This window comes from Paenibacillus sp. FSL L8-0494 (assembly GCF_038003695.1).
Classification (GTDB): domain Bacteria; phylum Bacillota; class Bacilli; order Paenibacillales; family Paenibacillaceae; genus Paenibacillus_AQ; species Paenibacillus_AQ odorifer.
Genome location: NZ_JBBOPQ010000001.1, coordinates 2055787 through 2076896, shown reverse-complemented (window position 1 = coordinate 2076896; position 21110 = coordinate 2055787). Strand labels below are relative to the sequence as shown.

25 protein-coding genes are annotated in these 21110 nt (G+C 42.5%); 7 read left to right on the top strand and 18 right to left on the bottom strand.

Translation table 11 applies throughout. The features are described from left to right. Window positions 1–16: 16 nt before the first annotated feature. Window positions 17–547, top strand: a complete 531-nt coding sequence (locus NYE35_RS09110; protein WP_341042571.1) for a hypothetical protein — start codon at window positions 17–19, stop codon at window positions 545–547. A 191-nt stretch (window positions 548–738) separates the two neighbouring features. Here NYE35_RS09110 and NYE35_RS09105 read toward each other — a convergent pair whose 3' ends face one another. From NYE35_RS09105 to NYE35_RS09095, 3 genes are read right to left on the bottom strand one after another with little or no spacing between them, the layout of a single operon-like run. Continuing rightward, the gene (locus NYE35_RS09105) at window positions 739–969 is read right to left on the bottom strand and encodes a hypothetical protein (RefSeq protein ID WP_341120716.1); all 231 of its coding nucleotides are present in this window, start codon (window positions 967–969) and stop codon (window positions 739–741) included. A gap of 41 nt (window positions 970–1010) precedes the next feature. Next, window positions 1011–1169, bottom strand: coding sequence for an RNA polymerase sigma factor (locus NYE35_RS09100; RefSeq protein ID WP_244886447.1), 159 nt, complete (start codon window positions 1167–1169; stop codon window positions 1011–1013). After that, entirely contained in the window at window positions 1105–1416 is a 312-nt protein-coding gene (locus NYE35_RS09095) for an RNA polymerase sigma factor (RefSeq protein WP_052096902.1), read from the bottom strand. The genes NYE35_RS09100 and NYE35_RS09095 overlap by 65 nt, the downstream gene beginning before the upstream one ends. 303 nt (window positions 1417–1719) lie before the next feature. On the opposite strand from NYE35_RS09095, the gene NYE35_RS09090 reads away from it, so the two are divergent. The 3 genes from NYE35_RS09090 (at window position 1720) to NYE35_RS09080 (ending at window position 4550) form a co-directional block, all read left to right on the top strand. Further along, on the top strand, window positions 1720–2628 hold the full coding sequence (locus NYE35_RS09090; RefSeq protein ID WP_051491321.1) for an ROK family protein: 909 nt from the start codon (window positions 1720–1722) through the stop codon (window positions 2626–2628). A 38-nt stretch (window positions 2629–2666) separates the two neighbouring features. Continuing rightward, window positions 2667–3284: a sugar O-acetyltransferase gene (locus tag NYE35_RS09085; protein ID WP_038569607.1), complete on the top strand. Its 618-nt coding sequence runs from the start codon at window positions 2667–2669 to the stop codon at window positions 3282–3284. A 66-nt stretch (window positions 3285–3350) separates the two neighbouring features. After that, window positions 3351–4550, top strand: a complete 1200-nt coding sequence (locus NYE35_RS09080) for an MFS transporter (protein ID WP_051491322.1) — start codon at window positions 3351–3353, stop codon at window positions 4548–4550. 311 nt (window positions 4551–4861) lie between these two features. On the opposite strand, the gene NYE35_RS09075 is transcribed toward NYE35_RS09080, so the two are convergent. Together NYE35_RS09075 and NYE35_RS09070 are read right to left on the bottom strand one after the other, a co-directional pair. Next, window positions 4862–5269: an HAD family hydrolase gene (locus NYE35_RS09075; protein ID WP_341120714.1), complete on the bottom strand. Its 408-nt coding sequence runs from the start codon at window positions 5267–5269 to the stop codon at window positions 4862–4864. Window positions 5270–5372: 103 nt separating this feature from the next. Then, window positions 5373–5564, bottom strand: coding sequence for a hypothetical protein (locus tag NYE35_RS09070; RefSeq protein ID WP_036684064.1), 192 nt, complete (start codon window positions 5562–5564; stop codon window positions 5373–5375). Window positions 5565–5782: 218 nt separating this feature from the next. Here NYE35_RS09070 and NYE35_RS09065 point away from each other — a divergent pair, with 218 nt between their 5' ends. Continuing rightward, the gene (locus NYE35_RS09065; protein ID WP_036684066.1) at window positions 5783–6118 is read left to right on the top strand and encodes a potassium channel family protein; all 336 of its coding nucleotides are present in this window, start codon (window positions 5783–5785) and stop codon (window positions 6116–6118) included. A 327-nt stretch (window positions 6119–6445) separates the two neighbouring features. Here the strand turns inward: NYE35_RS09065 and NYE35_RS09060 are convergent, their stop codons facing one another. The 13 genes from NYE35_RS09060 to NYE35_RS09000 form a co-directional block, all read right to left on the bottom strand. Next, window positions 6446–7015: a manganese catalase family protein gene (locus tag NYE35_RS09060; protein ID WP_341120712.1), complete on the bottom strand. Its 570-nt coding sequence runs from the start codon at window positions 7013–7015 to the stop codon at window positions 6446–6448. A gap of 50 nt (window positions 7016–7065) precedes the next feature. Next, complete coding sequence (locus NYE35_RS09055) at window positions 7066–7332, bottom strand: spore coat protein CotJB (RefSeq protein WP_036684069.1); 267 nt, start codon at window positions 7330–7332, stop codon at window positions 7066–7068. A gap of 3 nt (window positions 7333–7335) precedes the next feature. Beyond that, entirely contained in the window at window positions 7336–7554 is a 219-nt protein-coding gene (locus NYE35_RS09050; protein ID WP_036684070.1) for a spore coat associated protein CotJA, read from the bottom strand. A 207-nt stretch (window positions 7555–7761) separates the two neighbouring features. Then, on the bottom strand, window positions 7762–8787 hold the full coding sequence (locus tag NYE35_RS09045) for an AI-2E family transporter (RefSeq protein WP_341120709.1): 1026 nt from the start codon (window positions 8785–8787) through the stop codon (window positions 7762–7764). A gap of 47 nt (window positions 8788–8834) precedes the next feature. Further along, the gene (locus tag NYE35_RS09040; RefSeq protein WP_076100017.1) at window positions 8835–9329 is read right to left on the bottom strand and encodes a DedA family protein; all 495 of its coding nucleotides are present in this window, start codon (window positions 9327–9329) and stop codon (window positions 8835–8837) included. A 7-nt stretch (window positions 9330–9336) separates the two neighbouring features. Further along, on the bottom strand, window positions 9337–9861 hold the full coding sequence (gene pssA, locus NYE35_RS09035; protein WP_036684073.1) for a CDP-diacylglycerol--serine O-phosphatidyltransferase: 525 nt from the start codon (window positions 9859–9861) through the stop codon (window positions 9337–9339). A 42-nt stretch (window positions 9862–9903) separates the two neighbouring features. Continuing rightward, a complete protein-coding gene (locus NYE35_RS09030; RefSeq protein WP_076274897.1) occupies window positions 9904–11658 on the bottom strand; it encodes a sensor histidine kinase in 1755 nt (584 codons plus the stop codon). Further along, entirely contained in the window at window positions 11655–12335 is a 681-nt protein-coding gene (locus NYE35_RS09025) for a response regulator transcription factor (protein WP_076100020.1), read from the bottom strand. The genes NYE35_RS09030 and NYE35_RS09025 overlap by 4 nt, the downstream gene beginning before the upstream one ends. Before the next feature lie 164 nt (window positions 12336–12499). Continuing rightward, complete coding sequence (locus NYE35_RS09020) at window positions 12500–13858, bottom strand: hemolysin family protein (RefSeq protein ID WP_036684171.1); 1359 nt, start codon at window positions 13856–13858, stop codon at window positions 12500–12502. Between the two features lie 20 nt (window positions 13859–13878). Then, window positions 13879–15015 (bottom strand): radical SAM/CxCxxxxC motif protein YfkAB, encoded by a 1137-nt coding sequence (gene yfkAB / locus NYE35_RS09015; RefSeq protein WP_036684078.1) that lies wholly within the window; start codon window positions 15013–15015, stop codon window positions 13879–13881. Between the two features lie 221 nt (window positions 15016–15236). Next, window positions 15237–16349 (bottom strand): HD-GYP domain-containing protein, encoded by a 1113-nt coding sequence (locus NYE35_RS09010; RefSeq protein WP_036684079.1) that lies wholly within the window; start codon window positions 16347–16349, stop codon window positions 15237–15239. A gap of 144 nt (window positions 16350–16493) precedes the next feature. Continuing rightward, window positions 16494–17321 carry an undecaprenyl-diphosphate phosphatase gene (locus tag NYE35_RS09005; protein WP_036684081.1) on the bottom strand — a complete coding sequence of 276 codons (828 nt, stop codon included), beginning with the start codon at window positions 17319–17321 and terminating at the stop codon, window positions 16494–16496. Window positions 17322–17395: 74 nt separating this feature from the next. Further along, window positions 17396–18835, bottom strand: a complete 1440-nt coding sequence (locus NYE35_RS09000; RefSeq protein ID WP_036684085.1) for a bifunctional metallophosphatase/5'-nucleotidase — start codon at window positions 18833–18835, stop codon at window positions 17396–17398. 137 nt (window positions 18836–18972) lie between these two features. On the opposite strand from NYE35_RS09000, the gene NYE35_RS08995 reads away from it, so the two are divergent. Together NYE35_RS08995 and NYE35_RS08990 are read left to right on the top strand one after the other, a co-directional pair. Continuing rightward, window positions 18973–19686: a molybdenum cofactor biosynthesis protein gene (locus tag NYE35_RS08995; protein ID WP_038569590.1), complete on the top strand. Its 714-nt coding sequence runs from the start codon at window positions 18973–18975 to the stop codon at window positions 19684–19686. Between the two features lie 77 nt (window positions 19687–19763). Beyond that, entirely contained in the window at window positions 19764–20804 is a 1041-nt protein-coding gene (locus NYE35_RS08990) for an HD-GYP domain-containing protein (protein WP_036684091.1), read from the top strand. The last annotated feature ends 306 nt before the right edge of the window (window positions 20805–21110 follow it).

Below are 21110 nucleotides of genomic sequence, written 5' to 3'. Positions count from 1 at the left end.
GGTGGATTATTGTTCGATGAAAAAAATGATGCTGTCTATTCTTTTAATAGTTTCTTTAATAGGTATAAGTGGATGTGCAGAGAGTAATATAGGAGATCTTAAGATAAGCGCAGGAGATCAAGAAATTAAAAGTACAACATTATCTAACACTAAATTAGCTAACGCGAAGAGTGACTTATCCTCAAACGCTGAAGCAAGTGGATTTGAATTCGCCTTTGAGCAGGATGCAGTAAAGAATATTCAATATTTAAAAAATGGAGAAATCATTACTCTAGACTTTGGAGATTCTGAGCCAGATAATGTATCGCTCAAAGATAGCGTACTAAATAAGAGTGGAGCTTATCAATTTTCATCCAGAGAAACACTAGAAGTTCCAATTACAAAAGAAGACGGTAAATATTCCTTTACGATCGAAAAGCATATGGCTTCTTCATTGAGTTCGTTTTACGAAGAGAACAAAAAAGACTATAGAGGTTTTAGCATAACGGCAAGCTGGGGAGAAAAAGAATATAGATATGCTTTTGTTATACAAGCGGATGCCAATTAAAGCTAACATTCTGATTTAAACCCGCTAATCATATTAGGCATTCCATCGAAATATTCAGGGCCCAGAAGTCATCCAGATGGCTTCTGGGTTCCCTTGAATAGAAATCTAACTATCTATTTTTTAAATATACAACAAATTGTTCATGCAACTCTAGTTCGGATCGTTTCGAAATCCCAGCCCTCGGAATTTAATTATTGAAAAGTAGGAATAACAAGATTATGAATTTGCTCTGAAGTCGAATTTTTAATGAACTCATCAGGCATTTGTTTTACTTCGTATCCTGCAATCCCTTGACACAGCCATTTAGGAGCAAGTGGATTAATGTCACTGATTAACCACATTGTAAACAAGTGCAGCGTGGATTTAAGAATAGTTTCATACTTATGCTCTGACCCTGGATTCAAAGGAGAAACAATTTTCAATTTGTTTCCCTCAAAAGTGCCCATGAACCAATTAGGAGCGTCTACTTCACCAACAGCTCTTTTAGTTCACTTCTTAATTTCTCTAATGCACGGTACAATCGGTTCTTTACCGCACTTTCTCGCATTCCAACAATCTCAGAGATCTCTAACAAGGTGCAGTCTATAAAAAAGCGTAATGAAATAAAAGCCCCGATATTCATTTTCCACAATATTCTGTGCGATTTTGAAGATCCAAGTGAATAAGCTCGAATTGCCTTTAAATGTATGATTTTTTTCCATGGCCTTTAAGAAAACCTGTTGCGTTAAGTCTTCCGCGCTACCCGAGTTTACTTTCAACAAAAGATATTTATGGATTCTTTCGCGATATTGATTATAAGTGATTTCAAAGCTTTGCTTGTCTCCCTGTGCATCCGGATAAACAGTGGATTTGTCATGAGCTCCAGACATTGTAAGAACCTCCTCTTGACCTTACATTTAATTAGACACCGCAGGTTGATTAAAAGCCACATGTCATTTCAAAAAAATCCATAATAAAAAACTGTCGATTGCTAGACAATTATATAGAGCCAAGTTATAGTATTGATAATACTTTTAATAACTATTTTTAAAAGTCTAGAGGTGAATAAAATAAACCAAATCGCAAACAATTCTATTCGTGTTAAAAAGATAAATCAGGAGCTTATCAAGCAGGCCTTGAAATCGATGAAAGAAGGAACCAAATCCACGATTGCAAGTGCCACCGGATTAAGTATTGCTACCTGCGGAAATATCCTGAATGAACTTCTGGAGACTGGTGAAGTCATTGAGACTGAACTGGAGGCATCAAATGGAGGTCGACCGGCCAGACGATTTATCTATAACGCTGATTTTTCCTATATTGCATGTATCTATGCCAAAATTGAGGATGGCCAGAAATCCATAACCTATGCGGTGACCAATTCAGTTGGTGATCGTGTGGATCATGGATGGATGGAATTAGAGTACATAGATGCTGCAGCCATCGACCATCTGCTGGATACGCTTATCCAACAATATAACAACATCAAGGCAGTCGGGATTGGAATTCCCGGCCTTGCTCACCAAGGTGTCATTAATATCTGTGACATTAAAGAGTTAATTAATGCTCCCTTAGAATCACTGCTCAGAGAAAAATACGAGCTTGAAGTCACGATTGAAAATGATATGAATCTGACCGTTTACGGGTTCTATAAACAGCAGGATTATGAAGAGGATAAAACCATTGTCGTGGTGACCTTTATCAAAGGAGCTTTTCCAGGCGCCGGGATGATGATCGACGGGCATATCCACAAAGGTAATACTAGATTTGCTGGTGAAGTCTCTTTTTTACCGTTTGGAATCTCGCGTGAACAGCAATTGAGTAGCTTGGACCACACGGATACCTTCATCCCTTTGGCGGCTCACACTATATCGTCCCTGATTGCAATTATTAATCCAGAGACCATAGCTCTCACAGGAGAACAAGTCAAACAAGAGAATGTGCGGCCGATTTATCAACGTTGTCTGGAAGTGATTCCAGAGGAGCATATGCCTCACTTAATTGTGCTGGATCAACCTGATGATCATTACATGAACGGATTAATTGCGATCACACTGGAAAGCTTAACCTACTCATTGCAGTTGGTTGAGAAGCGCCGTTAAAAACATAAAACTAACATACACTTCAGGAGGAACTACGAATGGCAACAAACAAAGAAAACATGATCGCAGGAAAGCTATATATGGCAGGCGGTGAAGAATTAGCAAAGGATAACAAAAGATCCAGAATGCTCACTCGTTTATTTAACAATACGACGGAAGAACAAGGTGAATATAGAGTAGAACTACTCAAGCAATTATTTGAGTCTACAGGAGAATCATTATATGTTGAACCTCCCTTCCGTTGTGATTACGGCAGTAATATTACCGTTGGTAATAACTTCTACGCTAATTTTGACTGCATTATCCTTGATGTAGCTAAAGTAACGATTGGTAACAATGTTCTCTTTGGACCTAGAGTAGGCGTATATACTGCTGGTCACCCCATAGATGCGGACGTGCGTATTAGTATGCTTGAATTCGGTACACCGATTACCATTGGAAACAATGTGTGGGTTGGTGGAAACGCGGTAATTAATCCTGGGGTAAAAATCGGCAACAATGTAATCATCGGTGCAGGTTCAGTCGTAACTAAGGATATCCCTGACAATGTAATTGCGGTGGGTAACCCATGCAAGGTATTAAGAGCAATCACCGAAGACGATAAGCAACACTGGGAAAAACTTAAAGAAGAGTATTACAGAGACATTGAGCAATAAAGTAACCCGTTCTGGGAGGATCTTAATTTGAAAAAGCGCTTCGGGGGATTTAACAAGATTTATGCCATGCAATTGGCGACCATCTTTTTAGGATTTATAGTGTTTGGCATATCGGAAAATATTAAAGGACCCGCCATTCCGCGAATCCAATTCGACTTTAATCTGGACGAAAAACAGCTTGGCACCCTTTTATCCCTAAATGCATTAGGTTATTTGATCGCCTGCTCCTTTACAGCTGTATTGGTTCGGAAGTGGGGGATCAAGGCTGTCAGTATCATTGCTTTTGCATCCATGATATTTTCAGGAGTGTTAATCTATATCTCCCACAGCTACCCCTTTTTCTCAGCTTCTTATTTCCTGATGTACATCGGAAACGGAATGCTGGAGATTGGTCTTGCCATTTTGGGAGCACGCATCTTCGTAAAAAATACCGGGACGATGATGAACTTATCCCATTTTTTCTACGGATTTAGTTCAACCTTAGCTCCACTGCTGGCAACAGGACTCATGTCGGTAAGTATATTTGGCCATCCACTCGACTGGCGCGGAATGTATTTGATTATGCTAAGCTTATCTTTACTGCCTATTCTATCTGCCTTGCGCAGTACATTTCCGGGTGACGATCTTCCACAAGAGGACCGGATCCCATTAAAAACGCTGGTCCGCGATCCCGCTTTATGGTTGATGGTGCTTATTCTTTCTTTCGGTGTAGTGTCAGAACTTGCAGTAGGTGGATGGCTAGTGAATTTCCTAGAAAAAGCATACTTGTGGGATACAGTTACAGCTTCTGGTATGTTGTCCACCTTTTTTCTCTGCTTCTCGCTAGCAAGGCTCCTGCTGGGGCCGGTTACAGATAAGATTGGTTTCAATCTATCGCTTATCATCTTTTCAGCCTTCTCTGCCTTATGTACGTTTGCTGCTATTTTGGGTGGGGAACAGCTCGCGTTTCTATTTGCAGCAGCAGGCATAGGTATCGCTATGATTTATCCGACCGTCATGGCGTTTATCGCAAAAAGGTATCCGCATGGCAGTGACACTGCCATTACCTTTACAGTTACACTAATGGGAGTCGGTAGCGTGGTTGGCAACTATGCTATAGGTGCAGTTATCGAAGGTGTGAAGAGGCTTTACGGAGCAGAAACACAAACTGGCTTGCTACGTGGACTTCAAGCTGGGTATGGTTTTATCGGTCTATGTGCAGCTATATGCGCGATATCCGGTTGTGTTTTATATCGTTATTTAAATCGCCGCCAAGAACTTATCTAGAATAGTTATTGCACTTATTTCTGTTCTTCCAAGCAACAACCTGCTGATTTCATGGCAGGTTGTTTTGTTGCAAATAGCGACCAACCTCCCACCATCGGACTCAAATGACCTTATTGGCTTCGAAATAGGCAGAAACGAGGTTTTTCGGACCCCAGAGTCGTTATTGAGTTGTTTTTGTGCAAAAACCGCTGTCTTCTGACTTGATAACGCCTCCTGAGTCCGAACACTCCGCCTAATGAAGCTAAATCCTGAAATAGCGACTATACAGTCCGCAACAATGACCTCTGAGCTGGTGATCACCATCCCAACAATTATCGCAGCCCTCCCGCCAGCTCCATTATTGTTCTAACAATCTGCTCTTCACCGCTACTAACCTTTTCCGTTGCAACTTCTCCCAAGGTTATATGATCGCCAACACAAACCGAGTGTGCGGAATGTCTGAACATTTCTATATCATTAGCATCGTTACCAAAAGCAATAAATTGCTGCGGTTCTATGCCTAAATTTTTTAGTCCTGTCCATTTGTTTACGCCTTGGGGACTTATATCCATAATATCTTCTTGTCCATGCTGGTAGATCACAATCGGCAGATTTTGCAGCTTATGTATAAGTTGTTTCCCGTTCAGACTGCTCAAAATAACTACCTTCACAATCTCATTCAGCTCCGACGGAGTTACATTTTTGGCGCGTTGTTCTGGATCTACATTTCTCCGCACCATTCCCGCCAACCATAGACCTAAATGCCCCTCATTTAATTGAGGATAAAATGATCGATGTCATCATAACGGATATCGATCTTTTCTCCGTTTCTTTTGACAAGATTTATATACAGAGGAGCTGCATCAACACTTCCGCCACCCACCAGCACATGGTAGTTTTCAACGCCTCGCCTTGATGAGCTAGATCCTGTATTTCATCCATGGATAATATTGCAGTTTTTTTATCATTACAGGCTGAAAGTATAATCGTCAAAGCAAACAATAACAGCATTATCAAGCTACGCTTACTTCTCATTCATAAACCTCCAAACTCTATATATTGTTATTTATAGGAAAATATAAGGTAATAATAACATAGCTTAGACTTGCTTTGAATGGATTGCGACCAGTTTCTGCTCTGAGTGCTAGAAATTCAAGCTCCCCACATCCTCCTCGGTTTCTTCCTGCAAATCTATTTTAAATTTGACGTTAATTTGTTATGTATGCTCTAATATAAATGAAGGGTGGAGCTGCATGTTATCATTTTTACTAACTTTAAAACGTTTATTCTCGGGCTTATGGAAAGCGCTAAAACGTAAAAATTTTCAAGTATTATTCTTATTAGTTTTGATGACGCTGTTGTCCGGAACCATTTTTTATGTCAAACAGGAAGGTTTGTCTGTCCTGGATGCTATTTATTTCTGTGTTGCAACGCTTAGTACATTAGGTCATCCAACATTTGTTCCCCAGACAGCACTCGGAAAAATATTTACGATCGTTTACATTATTGCAGGCACAGGGTTGTTCTTGGGAATGATGGGGTATATCGCTTATGAACTGATCAAACAAACCGATAAAGATAACAATTAAATAATGGAATCCAGAACTCGTGACATTATTAATAGCCTTGTTAGCCGAAGCTGACATGGCTATTTTTTTCAAATATTCGATTATATCTGTTTCTTTTTCGCAATCACTTTCACCTTCAATCAAAGCAATGTTGATGGATTAACGTGTCTCATCTCCAATGGCTGCAAGAGCTTTACTGCTTTCACCATTACCATTGAAATGACCAAACAAGGCTTGAAAAATGGCTTTATGCATGGCTGGATTGTTGGCCGCTCCATATTTTCTAACGTAAAAAAGCCGTTCTCTTTTAAAAGAGAACGGCTTTAAATGTTATTTTCACAGAAATCCTTAGAACACCCGCTTCTGATTCCGATCATCAATAATAATCTGCACCGCTTCCTTAAACCGTAGAGCATGCACTATCTCCCGCTCCCGCAGGAACTTGAGGCTATCCTGCAGGTCCACGTCATCCGTCATGTCAATCAGCCACTGGTATGTAGCCCGGGCTTTTTCCTCAGCCGCAATGTCTTCATAAAGGTCTGCCAAAGGGTCACCCTTAGCTTGAATATAGGCTGCGGTGAATGGAACTCCGCTAGCATCCGTGTAGAACAGGGCATGATCATGCGCTACAAAATGTGGCCCTAATCCCGCTTCCTCTAATTCACATACCGAAGCATCCTTCGTCAGCTTGTAGATCATCGTGGCAATCATCTCAAGGTGAGCGAATTCCTCAGTAGAAATATCGTTCAACACGCCAATAACTTTATCTGGAATCATGTATCTTTGATTCATATAGCGTAGTGCAGCGGCGAGCTCGCCATCTGCTCCTCCGTATTGCTCACTCAAATAACGCGCCATCCGGACATCACATTTACCCACCCGTACCGGATATTGCAGTTTTTTTTCGTATATCCACATTCGGGAACTTCCCTCCTCTAGAAAAATAGTTCCTTACGGTTATACTCCTCTTACACCTGCCAAGGCCAAGGGGGTTGATTCCATTCCCATGGACATTTAGAATAAGCGCGGCCAAAATTCTGCAGCGGACCATATAACTCCTGAAAATGATTCGCTAGCTTGGTTCGTTCCAGCGTAAGCTGATTAAATTGTTCAATACTTCTCAGATCGTCAGGATGCGTATTTAGATATAAGTTCAACTCCACTAAGGCAAAATCAAGGGTCTGCAACTGTTCAAGCAATTCATAATAACGTTGGTCGCAAGGATTTGCCTCCATAGTCTATTTTCCTCCTCCTTTGCACTTGGATTCATACGGACTAAATAGTGCTGGCCAGAGCGTTCCATACTTCAGAGCCTCCTGCAAACTAAACTGTGGCAAATCGGGTGGCTGAAAGGTGATAAATTGATTGGGTGGAACTACATACGTCTTGAACGGCACCGGTGGGCAAGGATCAAACGGGCCCCTAAAGGGGGTATACCTCCGCAGCTGTGATTCCATCTTTTTTGTACCTCCTTTGTTCCTGTTCCTTCTTTAAAGACTCTGAACATTACTCCCTTAGCTAACTTATGACAGCAGGACACAATATAAAACGTTATTTACAAAAAAAGCCCATTAGCAATTTTTTTGAGCAATGTGCACGACAAATAAGCTGTCTCCGGAAAAGTACCGGAAACAGCTTATAACTTGAGTCTTTTAGTATTCAGCTTAGGGGTTCGCTCTTTTGAACGAATCTTCGTGGGTAATCTCAAGGATATCCAACATAAATACAAAGATAGGAATACCAAGAATAAGTCCCCAGACACCTATATAATGCTCAGAGAACAACAACACGCTAAAGGTGAGGAACATCGGCAAATTCATTTTTGTGGACATCAGCTTAGGATTCAAGAAATAGCCTTCGATAAAATGCAACACCGCAATAATCGCCAGCACATAAGTAACTGTTATAAGACCGCCGATGTTGTAACCAATTATTAAAAGCGGAATGAGCGAAATCAAAAAACCAACCACCGGAATGAGACTGAGCAGAAAAATCAAAATCGCCAGGGCAAATAAATACGGGAAGTTAAGCAGCCACAAGCCAATAACAGTAAGACAGGTATTGAACATGGCAATGAGAATTTGCGCTTCTATTACTTTCCCAAAGGAAACGATGAATTTTCGGCTGAAATACTCCAGATCTATATAAAACCAGGCAATCCTGCTCTCTCTCATCCTAGAAGTGAAACTGACGACCCGGTTCTTCTCCAGAATAAACACAAAGCTTAAAATGGTTGATAGAACGAAAGTTGCACCCCAGTTGCTAACCTGCAGCACATAATCGATGCCTCTTTTGATATAGGACTGATAGTTAAGGTCCCTGAGCATATCATACAAATATAATGTAATCTTGTTCTGCGGAAGATCCTCTGACTTGAGATTGGTGAGGAAGATCGCCAATTGCTTAATCTGCTCCAATACTTTAGGAAGATATTTTACAAGGGCCAGTACAATCAATGCGATTAAAGCAAGGTATAGAATGACAATAATCACCTTACTGTTAACCTTCATGAATTTACCAATTTGTTTACTGAGCACAATCTGAAAGCTGTTCATGACAAAAGCAATCAGAAACGTCAGCAGCACCAGATTAAGCATCCCACGAACCATGTACAGCAGCAACCCGATAAGTGCGAGAATAAAAAAGCGTCTGGTAGTCCTATTCGCGTAGAATCGCTTGAATACATTCATTGATCTTGCTCCATTCAATTGCGATTAATAATGTTAAACTTCAATGGCTATAAAAAGGAAAACTTAGCCCCCACAAAAAAGCCGATAGAAACAAAAAGGAGTGACCAGGTTAGCGCTCCTGCAGTCGTTATAAGTATATATTTTTTGAAAGACATAGCACTGATTCCAGAGATATAGCTCGATACATGCCTCAGACCTGGAATAAAATAAGCAATGAAAATCGCCCAGTTTCCGAACCGCAAAAACCATCTTTTCATACTGGCAAAACGCTTGGGTGTAAGGCCAACCCACTTGCCGAATTTTGCTACCACAGGCTGCCCTAGCCTTAGACCAATAGTATAGCTGATAAGCATTCCTGTGATGGATCCCATGAAACAAACCAATACAGAAAGTGAAAAATCCAAAACCATAACGGAGGATAAATAGCCTACAAACAGCATTAACACCTCATCAGGCACAGGAAGTCCGATAATCCCAAGTGCCATAAGGCCAAATATGGCTAAATATCCGTACTGTGAAATAAACTCTATAATCCAAGGCATGGGTGTATCACTTCCTGTTGAAGGATTTTTTAAGGGACGGAAATGGGATACGGCTGATCATCATTACGGACAGCAATGCCATTAATCCGATGACCAGTCCTGGTTTCATACGTTCATCTAGTAAAGAAATCATCGACAGAATGACTCCAGCAGCAGTAATCGGCATCCCCACGAACCCTTTGGAAGGCGCCGACAGATTAAATCTGGCCAAACGAAGTGCGCCACAGATCAAAAAGAAAACTGCAGCTGCAGGTCCAATCCAGTGGGCATCTTCTAACCTATACAACAAGATAAGGAAGGTAGGCGCTAAACCAAATGATATAATATCCGCCAATGAGTCCAATTGTTTACCGAATTCACTAGTACATTGCAATATTCTTGCCAGTAATCCATCCAGTACATCGCATATTGCCGCGAGCAAAATCATTAATAAAGCTAGGCTATATCGTTCTTGAATCGTAAAATACAAGGACAGTGATCCTAGTCCCAAGTTTCCTAGTGTGCACGTTGAAGGCAACCAGTTCAATTTCATACAATCTCACCCCTTTCATAGCAGTATTTCTGTTGATCCGATTTAACCTACAAAGGTCACAGTAAAGCTGACACCGTTCTCCGTATTTTTCACTGTATAAAGACAAGCGTGCATATCTAGTATTCGCTTCGCAATGGAAAGCCCCAGACCCGTACCGCCTGTCATTCGACTGCGGGATGGCTCCAACCGATAGAACCGCTCCCAGATCTGCTCCAGCTGATCTTCAGGGATTGATTCTCCTATATTTTGAATAGTGAATACAATAGTCTGGGCATGACTCTCAATATTGACGGTGATAGAACTTCTTTCTTCCGCATGCCTGATAGCATTGGTCATAAAATTTAGCATAACTTGTTCGATCCAGTTCACATCCGCATAGACCGATAATTCATTTGCAGGAATAATGATGACTTCCAAATGTTTTTCACTCAGCAAGTGGACCAGCTTGTCCGTCACCTTTTCCGTCAGTTCACTTAACATAAAGGAAGTTTTCCGAAGTTTAATCGTGCCCGACTCCAACCGCGCTAGATCTAGCATATTTTTAACAAGAAACTCCATTTTATCGGCTTCCTCAATAATTACCTTAATGTAGTGATCCTGCTTGCCGGCGCTAACGCCATCTTCCAAGCCTTCAGCAAAACCTTTGATAATACTGAGTGGTGTCTTCAATTCATGGGAGGCGTTGGCAAAAAAGTCCTGCTGCATGATCTCCATTCTTTGTTTCTGCTCCATATCCTCAACTAGCTGCTGATTGGCCTCTCTTAACTCTCGTAAAGCAGAATCCAGACTTAGTGATAAGGTGAACATGCTGTTAGAAAGGCTGCCTAACTCATCCTTCTGCCGAATCGATGTGTCCCCTGTAAAATCCAGAGAAACCATACGTTTGGCTATTTTATTTAATTTAATTAGCGGACGCGTTACCATTTTCGAGAAAAAGAGAGAAAGCACCAGAATCAGGACAAAACCACCCATTCCCAGATATAAAAAGAACCAACGCAACGCATCGTTCGAATCCTTAACTTCCTGTAATGAAGTGACTGTGAATAGTAATTCAATTTCTCCGTTACTTTGCTTCAGGGGCAGAATAACCACAGAATTGCGACTCCCACTCCAGGGAGCAATCCAGTCTTGTTTCTGTATTTTCAAATTTTTGAAGTCTTCTGCCTGCGCCGATGTCAAAGGAAACCATTCCTCTAGAGCCTCAAACAGTATTCCCTGGCGTGGATTCCATATTTTCAAATCAGGCAGTACAACTTCGGCAACAGTACCAGATGCATGAATCGTCCCAGTCTCTCCCGTCTCCCCTATTGTTCCGCCCCCTTTTTTTGTAATACTTATGGGGTAGAGTATAACGGGTGAAGCACTGTCTTCGTCCAAAAGTTCGCCTTCCACGCTCAACTGATCATCTACTTTAATGTTTGCTGCTCTTAGTGAATCTCCGTACTGATTCATGAATAGGGATAAAGAAACAACCATACTCTTCCCGTCATCATCGATTAGCTTTATATGAAATGGATCTTCTGAATTCATCTTTCCATCCAGCTTCAAAATAACCATTTGTGTTTTATTCCGCAGCATAAACCGGACAAGCTCCTGAGAGGTTCGAGTGCTTCCCCATGGCTCACTTATATATCTTGCCGCAAAGCTCTTAAGGTGTTTCTCCACGCGGTGCTCTTTTTGCTTCTGATAGAAATTGTCAAACAACAGCAATTGGCTTAGAATCACCATGCCATAGAAGCAAAGGAAAAAGATAACGGTCATCACAAACAGTTTAAAAGTAATTCCCCGTCTTCTCATGCCTCTTCCTCGAACATGTATCCTGTGCCAATTACCGTACGAATAAAACGTGATTCATAACCCAATTTACTTCGCAGCTTTTTAATATGACTGTCCACAACTCTGGAATCCCCTTCAAATTCAATTCCCCAGATCCGACTGAGGATCGTATCCCTTGAAATGACAATCCCTTTATTTCGTATTAAAAGCCATAAAAGATCATATTCCTTAGGGGTAAGCTCCACTTCCGCATCTTCTACCTCCAACCGATGAGCTAAGGTATTAAACATCGCGGAACCAAATTTTATTATGCCAGATTCAGGCTGATGGGTGCCTTCAACCCGCTTCATGAGTGCATTTGCCCGGGCTACCAGCACCTTTGGACTAAATGGTTTTGTAACATAATCATCGGCTCCTAATTCAAATCCATAGATTTTGTCGTCATCTGTAGACTTGGCGGTTAACAAAATGATGGGTACCGCTGATTTCTCACGAACTTCACGGCACACTTCAAAGCCATTCATAGCAGGCATCATGATATCCAGAATCAGCAGATCCGGCAGCAGTGAATCAAACCAAACCAATGCATCTCTTCCATTATCCGCTTCAAGTACTTCCCAATCATTCTGTAAGAAATAATCAGATACCAGTTCACGAATACGAATTTCATCCTCAACGAGAAGAAGTTTCTTTTTCAATCTAGACCCCGCTTTCAAACAATTTATAAACATTAGCATAGACGAGCGTTATGTCCTTTATGTGTCCACAAAAAACTCCCCCTGTCGTGAGCCATAAAGCTCTTACAGGAGGAGTTCATTATATCCCTGATCAAACGGAACAATACGTTACAATCTTTAATAGGTTATTCTTTATCCTCATCCAATTTTGATGAGGTTTCTTCATCCTCAACACGGGGCTCCCGGTGGATATTAATTCTAGTGATACGCAATCTTGTCGATTCCTCGACTTCAAAAATAACATCTTCAACTTTGACACGTTTTCCTTTGGTTGGATTACCTTCCAGCTCCTTAAACAACCAGCCGCCGATGGAATCCACCTCATCATCTTCAATCACAACACCCGTAAGATCGTTGACATCCTCAATCAGCATCCGGCCCTCAACAGAGATATACTCCCCGTTATGTTCCACACTTGGACGCTCATCTTCGAACTCGTCATGCAGATCTCCTACGATTTCTTCCAGAATCTCTTCTGCTGTCAGCAAACCTGCTGTGCCGCCATATTCATCGACAACCAACGTTAGCTGCGCCTTATTCTTCTGCATAAAACGAAGAGTATGACTGATCTCCATCGATTCCGGAACGTTAAGGATAGGCCGAACCAGAGTTGTAAGATCATTCTGCTGCTCCGGTGGAGCAAACAACAGGTCGGTAATATGAATAAAACCGATAATACGGTCCTTATCTTCCAGAGCAACCGGATAACGTGAATGTCTCGTTTCGGTAATAATCTTCATATTTTCTTCTAACGAAAGATTGCTGTAAAGCACATCCATATCTGTACGAGGCAGCATGACTTCACGTGCAAGCAGATCTGAGAATTCAAAGATATTATCCATTAGTTTCATTTCATCTTTGTCAATGACGCCACTCTTGGCGCTCTGATTCATCAGAATACGTATTTCCTCTTCCGAGTGTGCTGCTTCACTTTCATTTGCAGGCTCCACACCGACTAACCGAAGTAACGCGTTGGCTGAAGCATTCAGCACCCAGATAAAAGGCATGAACACATTATAGAAGAACATCAGGGGTGCAGATAACAACAGTGCCGAACCTTCTGTTCTTTGAATCGCGAGCGATTTAGGAGCAAGCTCCCCAAGTACAATATGTAAAAATGTAATGATCGAAAATCCAATAATCACAGATACAGTAGAAATCAGGGTATGATCGGTGATCCCCATCTGGTACATTAAAGGTTCGACCAACAGCTCAGAAATCGCGGGCTCTCCAACCCAACCTAAGCCCAGCGATGCAAGTGTTATCCCAAACTGAGTGGCGGATAAATAGGAGTCCAGTCTCTTATTTACTTTCAGAGCATATCCAGCCATTTTATTACCTTCACTGACAAGTTGGGTCAGGCGGGACTGCCTGACCTTAACTAATGAAAATTCCGCTGCTACAAAAATACCGTTCAATAATACGAGCACCAGAACCAGCAAAAGATTAAGCAATAATCTCCCTACTTCAAATTCCGTATGCACCACTTAACAACGCCTCATTTCTACAGATTGATCGCTTTTCTAGTTTTGAAGTCAACTTCCGGATAATACATATCCGCCACTAACAGATTAGGTCCGCAGCAGCCTGCTGCATCGCAGTGGCAGTTCACCTTTTGGTTCAGCGGGTGTTTAGTCTGCCAATCGATAAATATATCATCCAGCTTTTGGTTCTCGATGTTGCCAAAGGCTGCGATATCAGCGAAATCTGTAACAAAAACATCGCCCGTAAACATGTTTACGTTCACTCGATTCCGGCCATCCGGATCATTGCGAAGGGTAACATTCTTCTCGGCGCGCATTCTGCTTATCAGCTTCTGGTCTTCTTCCAGGAAGCTGCAAGCAAAAAACGGAAGGGTCCCAAACAGCATCCAAATCTCCGGATCACGGGTATCCAGTAGTTTATGGATTGCCGTCCGCATTTCATTCAAGGACAACACTGGCAACGCCGAAGCAAAACTGGAGTTGTACATAGGATGTACCTCATGCCGTTTGGCGCCCATGTCGAGAATCAACTTATGAATTTCAGGCAGCTTAGTATGTGTACGGTAATTAATCATAGTTTCCGCAGAAATTAGCATACCATCCTCACTTAGCCGTCGAGAATTCTCAATCATTGCATTATATAACCGATATGCACTTTCCTTTGAAACAGCATGCCCGCTGTTGGCAAAACCAACTTCATGAAAATCGTCTCCGTTCACATAATTAAAAGAAATATGCATAACGTCCAAATACGGAAGCAGCTTTTCATATCGAGCATACGGCATCGTCAGATTAGAATTAATTTGCGATCTAATCCCCCGCTCTTTGGCATATTTTAAGAGCGGCACTATGATATTATCCACCGTTCCGGCCAAAAACATAGGCTCTCCGCCGGTAATACTAATAGTCTCCAGATGCTCTACTTCATCTAAACGGTCCAACATATTTTTAAGCGGCAGCATATCCCCTTCTCTAGAGGTTAAACTATCACCTACCGCACAGTGTTCACACCGCATATTACATAAATTGGTTACTGTAAATTCCACACTCGTTAGCACATGGCGTCCATGCTTGCGTAAAGAAGTAATGGGATCCCATGGATCGTAGCTTGGCGACAGCTCCTTCGGTGAAGATGTTAATGGTCTTAAAACATTCATTTGTACTAGCTCCTTTAAATCTTATTCCTATTATTAACCCATAATCATGAAGATTGAACGGTGTCTTATCCTATATCATACCACGTTAGTCAGAAAAACTGCACTTCGGATGTCTTTCGGACTGTCCTCACAAGCTTTCTCACTGTAAAAAATAATAGCAGCGAGACGAAGAAGAGGCTTCCGCGAGTTATGCGGACAAGCCTATTCTTCTCTCTTCGCTGCTATGATAAATATTTTGGCGTTCCCACAGAATCGCCTTGATCTGCGACGTCAACGATAACAACGGAGAGGGCTTTTCCTAGATCCCTTTCGAACGGTACGACTTTCTCTCCTTCAGGCCCTGTAAGCACACGTACGATCGGTCTGTGAGGCGTACTTGGATCTATTTTGACAACAACTCCACTTTCACCCGTACTGAGCTTCACCGTAAGACCAAGTGGATAGATAGCCACACGATCTCTAAATAACTCTAGCTGCTTCTGCTCATACAATGTACCGGAACCTACATAAAGCGCCTCAACGGCTTGATGTGGCAGCATAGCCTTTTTGTAGACCCGGTTGGAGGTCATGGCATCGTAGGAATCAGCCACGCCCAACCATTTGGCATATTCATGAATTTGAGGTCCTTTTAATCCCCGCGGATATCCGGATCCGTCAATGCGTTCATGATGCTGAAGCGCACAATGAGCCGCGAGCAGCGGGATATTCGGTTCTTCCTTGAGAATCTGATACCCGATCTCGGTGTGTGCCTGCATATGCCGAAATTCATCTTCACTGAGCTTGCCGGGTTTTTGAATGATTTTTATCGGGACTTGGGTCTTGCCAATATCATGCAGCAGCGCACCCAGACCAATCACTCGAAGCTCCTCTTTGCTGTACCCATGCGCAATGCCAAGCACCAAAGTGTACAAGCAGACGTTCAGGGAATGGACGTACAAGTAGTTATCAGCAGTGTGCATATCAAGCAGCATGATCATCGGATCTTCTTGTAAAGACAAATCATCCAGGATGCTATCCATGATTTTTGAGAATTTTTTATCCAGATGGTAGAATCCCTTACTTATTCCTGAAGCGCCTGTCATTTGCTGAAACTGATTACGAATCACCTTCAGTGCCTGATTGCGCGTCTCATCTTGAAGCATACCTATAATCTCAACATCGTCCGTGACAGAGTCCTCTATGTAAATATAACCGATGTCAATTCTTGCAAGCCTCTTGATCAACGCATCAGTAAGCTCCACCCCATCCGCGAGGAGAGTTAGACCTTCATCATTATATATTTTTTTACCTAATTTCATGCCTGCTTGAAGCTGATTCACGGATACTAAACGCACTTAGCTCACTCCTGCCTTTAACGGTAAAATGCTATTCTGTTTTGAAATCCTTGGGTCACACGCTTTGTCTATACCGTTTATGTAGAGATCAGACAGGTGCACCATGAAGAACATCGGGTGTGTCTAGGTCTTTGCCTATGGGCATTAACGCATAATAAACAACCAGAATATAGCAGCAAGAATAAATCTGTAGATCGCGAAATGCGTCAATCTAATCTTTTGAATCAATTTCATAAACAAAATGACCACTACATAAGCCACTACAAAAGAAATCAGAAATCCAATTACAAAATAGCCAATCGTCTCACTAGTGAAGTTCTTATAAGAATCCAACAGTTCATATCCGGAAGCCGCACACATAATAGGAATGGCTATAAGGAAGGAGAAATCCGCAGAAGCTTTATAACTAACTCCACTTAACATCCCTCCGGAGATCGTAGATCCCGAACGAGAAAATCCTGGCCACAGCACTGAAATAATCTGATACATCCCGATAGCCAGCGCCTGTCCGTAAGAAAGATCGTCTAGCTCATGCGCTGTAACTCTAATTTTGCGTCTATTTACCCATTCTGCGATAATCATTAGAATCCCTCCGGCGACAAGCGCCCAAAGAACAGTCGTGGCCCCAAAGAGACTTTTTATAAAATCGCGGGCAAAAAATGCCACAGCTAGTGCTGGGGCAATCCCAAGTATTACATGGATTAAGTTCAAACGAGACGCCGGCATCACACCGCCTCTTCCTGAGTTCTTACGCCCAATGCCCAGCAAATTAAGCACACGCTCGCGGTAAACAAGCGCAATCGCCAATATTGCCCCTAGCTGAATAACGATTTCATAAGTCTTCATAATCGAATCCTGCTCATCAAAGCCCAGAAGCTTCGAGGTCAAAATCATGTGTCCTGTAGAAGAAACAGGAATAAATTCAGTGATCCCTTCGACAATTGCTAAAATAATAGCTGTAATCGTGTCCATAATTTCCTCCTATTTTTTTGGGAATCTAGCACTGTCTAAATGGAATCAAAAAGTAAATCTTGTAAGCTGCAGGTTTACTCAGACTTGATCTGCCAGCGAGTGAGCATGCATTCATCAAGACTGTCCGGGCGCTGCAATTCCATCCCAAGCAGGTCGCGTAAAAAATGAGGCAGCAAAAATAAAGGATCCTTCCCATTGGCGATCGTCTCATAGCCTGCACGGAAAGTAAACATGTCCAGCGTACCAACATTATACTCTTTATCATCCTCCAGCGGATTTCCTTCGACAAAAACTGCAATATTGTTATCATACGGTATCTGCTGCGGATCGTACAAGATTTTTATCCCATCTACTGCTAAGCTGCCCAGATAATTCCCGCGAAAGCCATACCCAAAAATCACCTTATTATAAAATTCTTCCGTAAGACTCTGCTCCAAAGCTATGCGAATATCTAGGCCTTTCAGCTTGATTACGCATGTATTAATGGGAGAAGGACATAGGGCGTGCAGCATTCCCGTTGTAACCTCCCCTTCAGGCAAAGGTCCTAGAAGCTGACCTGTGTTAACTATCGACAAACTGGCGCCTGTAAATCTACGTACAGCTTGGGCTAAAAGATTGCCAAAAGGGGATTCTCCCTGCAAATTCAAAGGAAGCTCACGATCTGTGATCGCAACGGTCTGCTGAAGAGCCTCACGACCACGCTCCAAATGAATAGTAGCGGCAGGACCTACAACCTCTTCCTTCAGTTCTGGGTCAATCGGAATACATTCACCTGCCACCAGACTGAATCCAGTTTGTCCCTCTCTCCGCTCAAATTGAAGCCGCCCGAGGTAACGCCCGAATTTCCCCGCTCCACATACAGCTGTTCCGTTAATCATGAGCGGCTCTTCCAGCATATGATGCGTATGTCCACCAAGAATAGCATGCACACCTTCCAGCCGCTCTGCCAGAATTCGATCTGCGGGAAGCCCCAAATGAGAAAGGATGATTAGAATATCCACCTGGGGAGCTAAAAGAAGGCATTGTTCCCGAAGGGTTGTCTCGGGATCCAGGGCATCCCAGCCCAGCAAGGAATAGAACGAACTAAATGCCGCTGTCGCTCCAGTTATTCCTATTCTGATTCCATCCTTCTCCAAGATGGCATGACGCTTCATCCAGTGGGGAGGTTCCCCTGTTGCAGTCTCCACAAAATTACAGCATACCACTGGGCACTGTAACCCGGAGAAAATAGAGGATAACATCTCCTGTGAGAATGTTAACCCCTCATTATTACCGATGGTTACAGTATCATATCCTGTTAAGTTAAGTACATCGATGTTAGCCTGACCCATAGTTCCTTCTGTCTCGACGGCTGCACGATCCATATGATCGCCAATATCCAGCAACAGCACAGGCTCTTCCCCCGCTGCAGCTCTTTGTCTCTCGATTTCTGCTGCCAATGGACTCACCATTTCGAAATGGCTATGTATATCATTGGTATGAAGTATGGTCAGTCTTTGCGGCACATGCCCCATTAGCAACATTCCTCCTACCTGTTGAGCCGCTCTTTAATGAAGCAGCCGATGCATGATCTTATAGAGCCTAGCATAACATTTTCAGGCTCATTATGGTATATTGTAGACATTACAACATATTTCAGAGGTGAATAAGTATGCATATCACAATCCGTCTGTTCGCGGGTTTGGCTGAGATTATCGGCTCATCTTCTCTGACCTTTCATGCGACAGAGAATCCCTTAACCGCTGGGAAGTTAAAAGAACTCCTTTCAACCTCTTATCCGGATGCAGCATCCCTAATTGGAACTTCTTTGGTCGCCATTGACCGGGAATATGCACCTGATGAAGCCCTCATCACCGAGTCTGCCGAAGTTGCATTAATTCCTCCCGTTTCCGGTGGAGAGAATGGTTCTTTATATGAGAGCACTTCTGACGGCCTCTATAGCATAACGGATCTGCCTTTAAATGCTGAGAAGCTTCTGGATGCCGTCCTCGACGCCAATCATGGAGCATCCCTGTTATTTGTAGGAACTACACGCGAAATGACCGGAGAACAACGTACAACAGCATTAGACTATGAAGCCTATATTCCTATGGCCTTAAGCAAGCTGAAAGAAATTGGTGACGAGGTGCAGAATCGCTGGAATGCACGCTGCGCGATTTCCCACCGCATTGGGCTTGTAGGCCTGAAGGAAGCAAGCGTTATCATTGCCGTCTCTACCCCTCATCGCGATACCTGTTACGAGGCTAGTCGTCTGGCCATTGAACTGCTGAAACAGACCGTCCCTATCTGGAAAAAAGACATCAATGAATCAGGCCAGCACTGGGTAGGCTCTGAACAAAAGGCTGCCGATTCCCTCCACAATTAATCTTCACTCCTTTTTCATTGAAAAATCTGCACTTTGTTGATATTCTGGATAAAATCGGATAAAAGGTGGCATAGGCATTGAGAGTACACGTCTCGGATCTAAAACCTGGTAATCACCTCAACTCAGACGCTTATAGTTCAAGAGGTCTGCATGTATTACCAAAGGGATCGCTGCTCCAGATAGATGATATCGCCAAGCTGATGCAGCATGGAGTTGATTATGTTGATATCCAGACGTTAGTGGAAGAACCTGCCCCATTAAGCAGACCTTCAATTATTCAGACGGTGACCACTAGTTTTGATACCATGATTGACGGCTTTGAGAATCTTTATATGGAAGCACTATTAAAAGGAAGCTTTAACCAATCCGTGGTTAACGACATTCTTCAGCCTTCGCTTCAATCGTTGGACAAGCAAAAGGATGTAGTCTCCCTGCTGCTTCTGCTCGATCGCGAAGATAATTATACCTACAATCACTCTTTGCAGGTAGGTATGCTCTCTTATTATATTGCAATCTGGCTTGGGTATTCCAAACAAGAATGCTATGAGATTGGACGAGCTGGATATTTAATTGATATTGGAAAATGTAGAATCTCACCTGCACTATTAAATAAGCCTGGGAAATTAACCGCGGAAGAATTCGAAGAAGTTAAACTACATACTAAGTACGGCTACGAAATTATCCGCAATTCGATGGATGACTCACATACAGCTTTGGCCGCCCTGCAGCATCATGAACGTGAGGACGGTTCTGGCTATCCTAATAAGCTAACCAAATCCGATATTCATCCTTATGCGCAAATTGCTGCTGTAGCTGACATCTATAGTGCGATGACTTCTAAACGCGTCTATCAGTCCAAGCAAGAGCTTATTTCTGTCCTACGTGAACTAAATGACCTCAGCTTTGGTAAGCTGAACGGTAGAACGGTTCAAGCCTTTATACAGCATTTAATGCCTAACTTTATCGGCAAGCGAGTATTACTGAACACGGGTGACACAGGTGTGATTATCATGAACAATCCAGTTGATATTTTCCGTCCGCTGGTAAAGATCGATGGATTATTTGTCGATCTAGCCCGCGAACGTAACGTTACGATTGTGGAAATCTACATGGACTAGGGCGTTTCTTGAGGTCCTGCGTTGTTTAGCAAAAGGTTCAGAGCTGCTGTTTGTACACTAAATCCCCCGGTTTGACTACGGGGGATTTTTTAGTTGTACTTTGTGCAACAAAATTCATGTCTACCAGGCTGACTTCTGATTTTGTTGTACTTTGTGCAACAGTATCCACGTCTAGCGAGCTGAATTGTGATTTAGTTGTACTTTGTGCAACAGAATTCACGTCTAGCGAGCCGATTTCTGATTTTGTTGTACTTTGTGCAACAGAATCCACGTCTAGCGAGCTGAATTGTGATTTAGTTGTACTTT

What these genes read in the sequence shown, in the direction of transcription:
- NYE35_RS09110 (WP_341042571.1), top strand. Translation starts at nt 17, where the DNA reads ATGAAAAAAATGATGCTGTCTATTCTTTTAATAGTTTCTTTAATAGGT.
- NYE35_RS09100 (WP_244886447.1), bottom strand. Translation starts at nt 1,169, where the DNA reads ATGAATATCGGGGCTTTTATTTCATTACGCTTTTTTATAGACTGCACC.
- NYE35_RS09095 (WP_052096902.1), bottom strand. Translation starts at nt 1,416, where the DNA reads ATGTCTGGAGCTCATGACAAATCCACTGTTTATCCGGATGCACAGGGA.
- NYE35_RS09085 (WP_038569607.1), top strand. Translation starts at nt 2,667, where the DNA reads ATGGCAACAAACAAAGAAAACATGATCGCAGGAAAGCTATATATGGCA.
- NYE35_RS09080 (WP_051491322.1), top strand. Translation starts at nt 3,351, where the DNA reads ATGCAATTGGCGACCATCTTTTTAGGATTTATAGTGTTTGGCATATCG.
- NYE35_RS09075 (WP_341120714.1), bottom strand. Translation starts at nt 5,269, where the DNA reads ATGGTGCGGAGAAATGTAGATCCAGAACAACGCGCCAAAAATGTAACT.
- NYE35_RS09070 (WP_036684064.1), bottom strand. Translation starts at nt 5,564, where the DNA reads ATGAGAAGTAAGCGTAGCTTGATAATGCTGTTATTGTTTGCTTTGACG.
- NYE35_RS09065 (WP_036684066.1), top strand. Translation starts at nt 5,783, where the DNA reads ATGTTATCATTTTTACTAACTTTAAAACGTTTATTCTCGGGCTTATGG.
- NYE35_RS09060 (WP_341120712.1), bottom strand. Translation starts at nt 7,015, where the DNA reads ATGTGGATATACGAAAAAAAACTGCAATATCCGGTACGGGTGGGTAAA.
- NYE35_RS09055 (WP_036684069.1), bottom strand. Translation starts at nt 7,332, where the DNA reads ATGGAGGCAAATCCTTGCGACCAACGTTATTATGAATTGCTTGAACAG.
- NYE35_RS09050 (WP_036684070.1), bottom strand. Translation starts at nt 7,554, where the DNA reads ATGGAATCACAGCTGCGGAGGTATACCCCCTTTAGGGGCCCGTTTGAT.
- NYE35_RS09045 (WP_341120709.1), bottom strand. Translation starts at nt 8,787, where the DNA reads ATGAATGTATTCAAGCGATTCTACGCGAATAGGACTACCAGACGCTTT.
- NYE35_RS09040 (WP_076100017.1), bottom strand. Translation starts at nt 9,329, where the DNA reads ATGCCTTGGATTATAGAGTTTATTTCACAGTACGGATATTTAGCCATA.
- pssA (WP_036684073.1), bottom strand. Translation starts at nt 9,861, where the DNA reads ATGAAATTGAACTGGTTGCCTTCAACGTGCACACTAGGAAACTTGGGA.
- NYE35_RS09030 (WP_076274897.1), bottom strand. Translation starts at nt 11,658, where the DNA reads ATGAGAAGACGGGGAATTACTTTTAAACTGTTTGTGATGACCGTTATC.
- yfkAB (WP_036684078.1), bottom strand. Translation starts at nt 15,015, where the DNA reads ATGAATGTTTTAAGACCATTAACATCTTCACCGAAGGAGCTGTCGCCA.
- NYE35_RS09005 (WP_036684081.1), bottom strand. Translation starts at nt 17,321, where the DNA reads ATGGACACGATTACAGCTATTATTTTAGCAATTGTCGAAGGGATCACT.
- NYE35_RS09000 (WP_036684085.1), bottom strand. Translation starts at nt 18,835, where the DNA reads ATGGGGCATGTGCCGCAAAGACTGACCATACTTCATACCAATGATATA.
- NYE35_RS08995 (WP_038569590.1), top strand. Translation starts at nt 18,973, where the DNA reads ATGCATATCACAATCCGTCTGTTCGCGGGTTTGGCTGAGATTATCGGC.